General features: G+C 43.6%; 2 tRNA genes and 3 rRNA genes. All 5 read right to left on the bottom strand.

The window, feature by feature from the left end:
• Window positions 1–132: 132 nt before the first annotated feature.
• A 5S ribosomal RNA gene (gene rrf, locus CP965_RS13945) occupies window positions 133–248 on the bottom strand.
• Window positions 249–392: 144 nt separating this feature from the next.
• A 23S ribosomal RNA gene (locus CP965_RS13940) occupies window positions 393–3,308 on the bottom strand.
• A gap of 357 nt (window positions 3,309–3,665) precedes the next feature.
• Window positions 3,666–3,741 (bottom strand) — tRNA-Ala (locus CP965_RS13935).
• Between the two features lie 43 nt (window positions 3,742–3,784).
• Window positions 3,785–3,861, bottom strand: a tRNA-Ile gene (locus CP965_RS13930).
• A gap of 149 nt (window positions 3,862–4,010) precedes the next feature.
• A 16S ribosomal RNA gene (locus tag CP965_RS13925) occupies window positions 4,011–5,526 on the bottom strand.
• Together the 16S, 23S and 5S rRNA genes with 2 tRNA genes alongside form the textbook arrangement of a ribosomal RNA operon.
• Window positions 5,527–5,835 lie beyond the last annotated feature (309 nt).

Genomic DNA, 5,835 nt, shown 5'->3' with positions numbered 1-5,835 from the left:
TAAAAATATAGCAAAAAGCTTAATAAAGACCCATAAAAGAAGAAAGAAAAGAGAGAAAAAAGGTAAAAAAAAAGCTTACCATAAACAACTTGGGTAAGTTGGTAAAGGTAAGCTTTAGTAAAAATACTCAAGAGCTGGCAGCGGCCTACGTTTCCACAGAGGAACCCTGCAGTATTATCAGCGCAGAAGTGCTTGACTTCCAGGTTCGGAATGGATCTGGGTATTTCCACTTCGCTAAAACCACCAGCAATATGAGTATCAAACATACTAAAAAAGTATGCTCTGTACTCACATCAAGAATGAGTTAAAAATGTTAAAAGTCTTATCTAAATAGATATACAACATATTAAGTAACATAAGTACTTAATAAGATAGTAAACCAAGAAATAGTTTAAAAAAAGCCAAACGATCTATTAGTACTAGTCAGCTAAACGTCTTACAACGCTTACACATCTAGCCTATCAACCAGCTAGTCTTGCTGGGATCTTCAGGGAAAGTTCATCTTAGAGTTGGCTTCGAGCTTAGATGCTTTCAGCTCTTATCACATCCGTACATAGCTACCCAACGATGCCCTTGGCAGAACAATTGGTACACTAGTGGTACGTTCATCCCGGTCCTCTCGTACTAGGGACAAATCTCTTCAACTTTCCTACGCCCACGGAAGATAGGGACCGAACTGTCTCACGACGTTCTGAACCCAGCTCGCGTACCGCTTTAAATGGCGAACAGCCATACCCTTGGGACCTGCTCCAGCCCCAGGATGCGATGAGCCGACATCGAGGTGCCAAACCTCCCCGTCGATGTGAGCTCTTGGGGGAGATCAGCCTGTTATCCCCGGCGTACCTTTTATCCTTTGAGCGATGGCCCTTCCACACAGAACCACCGGATCACTATGACCGACTTTCGTCTCTGTTCGACTTGTATGTCTCACAGTCAAGCTAGTTTATGCCATTATACTCAACTGGCGATTTCCATCCGCCATGAACTAACCTTTGTAAGCCTCCGTTACTTTTTAGGAGGCGACCGCCCCAGTCAAACTACCCACCAGACATTGTCCTGAAAGAGGATAACTCTTCGCAGTTAGTAACTCAAATATTCAAGGGTGGTATCTCAAGGATGGCTCACTATGTACTGGCGTCCATAGATCAAAGCCTCCCACCTATCCTGCACATGAATATCCAAGCTACAGTGTCAAGCTGTAGTAAAGGTGCACGGGGTCTTTCCGTCTTTCCGCGGGTAGGAGGAATTTTCACCTCCACTACAATTTCACTGGATCCCTGGTTGAGACAGCTCCCATCTCGTTACGCCATTCATGCAGGTCGGTATTTAACCGACAAGGAATTTCGCTACCTTAGGACCGTTATAGTTACGGCCGCCGTTTACTCGGGCTTCAATCAAACGCTTCGGCAAAGCCTAACATCATCAGTTAACCTTCGAGCACCGGGCAGGCGTCACACCTTATACATCCACTTACGTGTTAGCAAAGTGCTGTGTTTTTGGTAAACAGTCGGGAGGGACTCTTTGTTGCAACCTCTTTAGCTTTCTGGAGCAAGTCCATATACCAAAGTAGGCACACCTTATACCGAAGATACGGTGCTAGTTTGCAGAGTTCCTTAACCAGGGTTCTTCCACGCGCCTTAGAATACTCATCCCACCCACCTGTGTCGGTTTACGGTACGGGCAACAATTAATATACTTAGTGGCTTTTCTTGGCACGACAGTATCATCGATTCTCTATCTCCTCCGAAGAGTGTCAAGAGCCTGTAAGATCTCGGATTCACGTTACCCGGATTTGCCTAAGTAACATCCTACGTCCTTCGACCCACTATTCCATCAGTGAGCTCGATTAACTCTATGCGTCCCCACATCGCGCTTAATTGTTGGTATTGAAATATTAATCAATTTGCCATCGTCTACCCCTTTCGGACTCGACTTAGGTCCCGACTAACCCTACGATGACGAGCATCGCGTAGGAAACCTTGGGTTTTCGGCGAAGAGGATTCTCACCTCTTTTCTCGCTACTCATGCCTGCATGCTCACTTCTATCCGCTCCAACGCTCCTTACCGGTACATCTTCAACGCTGAATAGAACGCTCTCCTACCACTCAATATAAATATTGAATCTAAAGCTTCGGTGTACATCTTAGCCCCGTTATATTTTCCGCGCAGAATCACTAGACCAGTGAGCTGTTACGCTTTCTTTAAAGGGTGGCTGCTTCTAAGCCAACCTCCTGGTTGTCACAGTAACTCCACATCGTTTTCCACTTAGATGTAACTTTGGGACCTTAGCTGTTAGTCTGGGTTGTTCCCCTCTCGACATAGGATTTTATCACCCTACGCCTGACTCCCTAGATTACACATGTAGTATTCGAAGTTTGATAGGGTTTGGTACCGCGGTGAGCAGCCCTAGCCCAGTCAGAGCTCTACCCCTACATGCTACTACTAGAGGCTATACCTAAATATATTTCGGAGAGAACCAGCTATCACGAAGTTTGATTGGCCTTTCACCCCTATCCACAGGTCATCCGAGGACTTTTCAACGCCCACCGGTTCGGTCCTCCACTGGCTCTTACACCAGCTTCAACCTGCCCATGGATAGATCACTTCGTTTCGGGTCTGCAGCATCTGACTAATTCGCCCTATTAAGACTCGCTTTCGCTACGGCTTCACACTTGGCTTAACCTTGCCAGACACCACAACTCGCAGGCTCATTATGCAAAAGGCAGTCCGTCACCCTGATAAATCATAGGGCTCCGAATGATTGTAAGCTAATGGTTTCAGGTTCTATTTCACTCTCCTCGCTGGAGTACTTTTCACCTTTCCCTCACGGTACTTGTTCACTATCGATCTGTAAGTAGTATTTAGGGTTGGAGGGTGGTCCCCCCGGATTCAGACAAAATATCACGTGTTCCGTCCTACTCAGGATACCAATAGAGCTATCGAAAATTTCGTATACAGGAGTATCACCTTCTATGCTGTAGCTTTCCAACTACTTCTACTATCTTCTTTAGTCTCATATTATGGTCCTACAACCCCCTATGCAAGCATAGGGTTTGCCCTAATCCGCGTTCGCTCGCCGCTACTAACGGAATCTCTTTTGATTTCTCTTCCTTCGGTTACTGAGATGTTTCACTTCACCGAGTTTGCCCACTTTCGTGTAATATATATCTCTATATACTGGGTTGTCCCATTCGGAAATCTCTGGATCAATGCCTCTTGGCGGCTCCCCAAAGCTTATCGCAGCCTAGTACGTCCTTCATCGCCTCTTACAGTCTAGGCATCCACCATTAGCCCTTAATAGCTTATTTTTTTGAGAATAAAGTAATTTCTTACTTTAACCTTTTTGAATAATTATTCCTTGGCTACTATCTTATTAAATACTTTGTTTTCACTCTATATTAATAAGTTAGTTGTGTCTATCTATATATATTATCTTAAAAAAATTTACATTTTTTCAAGGTAACTGTTTTTTAGATATGAAATTTTTTTGTTTTTTAATAATCTTCATACGAAAGATCATTAAACGAAAAAATTAAAGACTTTAACATTAAATTTTTAAATATCATGCTATCTTAAAAAATTTACATTTTTCAAGTTAACTTATTTTGGTTGTAAAAAACCAAATATAAATTCAAACTTTTTTGAACTTATATTTAGCTTTTTAATGGTGGAGATAAGCGGGATCGAACCGCTGACCTCCTGCGTGCAAGGCAGGCGCTCTCCCAGCTGAGCTATATCCCCAACATACTAAATATAATCTACTTCTTTTAAGATTATTTATCAATGGTGGGCCTACCAGGACTTGAACCTGGGACCTCACGATTATCAGTCGAGCGCTCTAGCCAGCTGAGCTATAGGCCCATTTTTCACCTATTTAAATAACCTTTATAAACCGAATATAATAAACTCTATTTTCTCTACTTTGTTTGTAGTTTCTTTGAAGAGTTAACTGAATAACTCTTCTTTTCTGTGCTTATAAAGAAGTGAATCTTTATAAATTACATTCTCTGAAAGGAGGTGATCCAACCGCAGGTTCTCCTACGGTTACCTTGTTACGACTTCACCCCAGTCGCTGAATCCACTGTGGAGGGTAGCTAGTTTAGCATCCCCGCTTCGAATGAGTTCAACTCCCATGGTGTGACGGGCGGTGAGTACAAGACCCGGGAACGTATTCACCGTAGCATTGCTGATCTACGATTACTAGCGATTCCAACTTCAAGCACTCGAGTTGCAGAGTACTATCCGAACTGGGAGATATTTTTGAGATTTGCTCCACCTCGCGGTATCGCTGCTCTTTGTATACCCCATTGTAGCACGTGTGTAGCCCTGGACGTAAGGGCCATGATGACTTGACGTCGTCCACACCTTCCTCCTACTTGCGTAGGCAGTCTCGTTAGAGTTCTCAGCCGAACTGTTAGCAACTAACGACGTGGGTTGCGCTCGTTGCGGGACTTAACCCAACATCTCACGACACGAGCTGACGACAGCCGTGCAGCACCTGTCCTACAGTTTCTGCAAGCAGACACCAATCAATCTCTTGAAAGTTCTGTAAATGTCAAGTCCAGGTAAGGTTCTTCGCGTATCGTCGAATTAAACCACATGCTCCACCGCTTGTGCGGGTCCCCGTCTATTCCTTTGAGTTTTAATCTTGCGACCGTACTCCCCAGGCGGTACACTTAATGTGTTAACTGCATTACTGCTATGTCTAGCATAGCAACAACTAGTGTACATCGTTTAGGGCGTGGACTACCAGGGTATCTAATCCTGTTTGCTCCCCACGCTTTCGCGTCTCAGCGTCAATAATGTTCCAGTAGATCGCCTTCGCAATCGGTATTCCTTCTGATCTCTACGGATTTTACCCCTACACCAGAAATTCCATCTACCTCTCCCATATTCTAGATAGACAGTTTTCAAAGCAGTTCTATGGTTGAGCCATAGGATTTCACTTCAAACTTATCTATCCGCCTACACGCTCTTTACGCCCAGTGATTCCGAGTAACGCTTGCACCCTCCGTATTACCGCGGCTGCTGGCACGGAGTTAGCCGGTGCTTATTCATATAGTACCGTCATTATCTTCCTATATAAAAGGAGTTTACGCTCCGAAAAGTGTCATCCTCCACGCGGCGTTGCTGCATCAGAGTTTCCTCCATTGTGCAATATTCCCCACTGCTGCCTCCCGTAGGAGTCTGGACCGTGTCTCAGTTCCAGTGTGACTGATCATCCTCTCAAACCAGTTAGGCGTCATTGACTTGGTAGGCCATTACCCCACCAACTATCTGATACCGTACAGTCCCATCCTCGAGCACTAAAGCATTTCCCTTGCAGACTTCTGTCTTAAAGGCATATAGGGCATTAGCAGTCGTTTCCAACTGTTATTCCTTTCTCGAGGGCAGGTTAACTATATATTACTCACCCGTGCGCCACTTAGCTGACAATCTAGCAAGCTAGATCCGTTCTCGTTCGACTTGCATGTGTTAGGCACGCCGCCAGCGTTCACTCTGAGCCAGGATCAAACTCTCCATAAAAATATTTATAGATTATTTAATCTTGACTTATGTTTTATTACTTATATAACAAAACTAAATCTCATTGTAAAAGCATTTGCTTCTATTTATAGACAAGGATATGTTTTACATATCTTGTTTCGTTTATTTATATTCGGTTTATAAAAGTTATTTATAATACCTTCTGTGTTTTTAAAGATCTCCCATCTCTTCACAACTTTATCAATCACTTTTGATGCCGTTCCTCTGAAATTGGATGGGAATTATAATAGATTTTTCTCCCCTTGTCAAGAGTTATTTATTAATCCTGGCTTAAATTTTGAAATTCTT

The organism is Halarcobacter mediterraneus, from assembly GCF_004116625.1.
GTDB lineage: Bacteria > Campylobacterota > Campylobacteria > Campylobacterales > Arcobacteraceae > Halarcobacter > Halarcobacter mediterraneus.
This window is presented reverse-complemented; position numbering and strand designations above follow the sequence as displayed.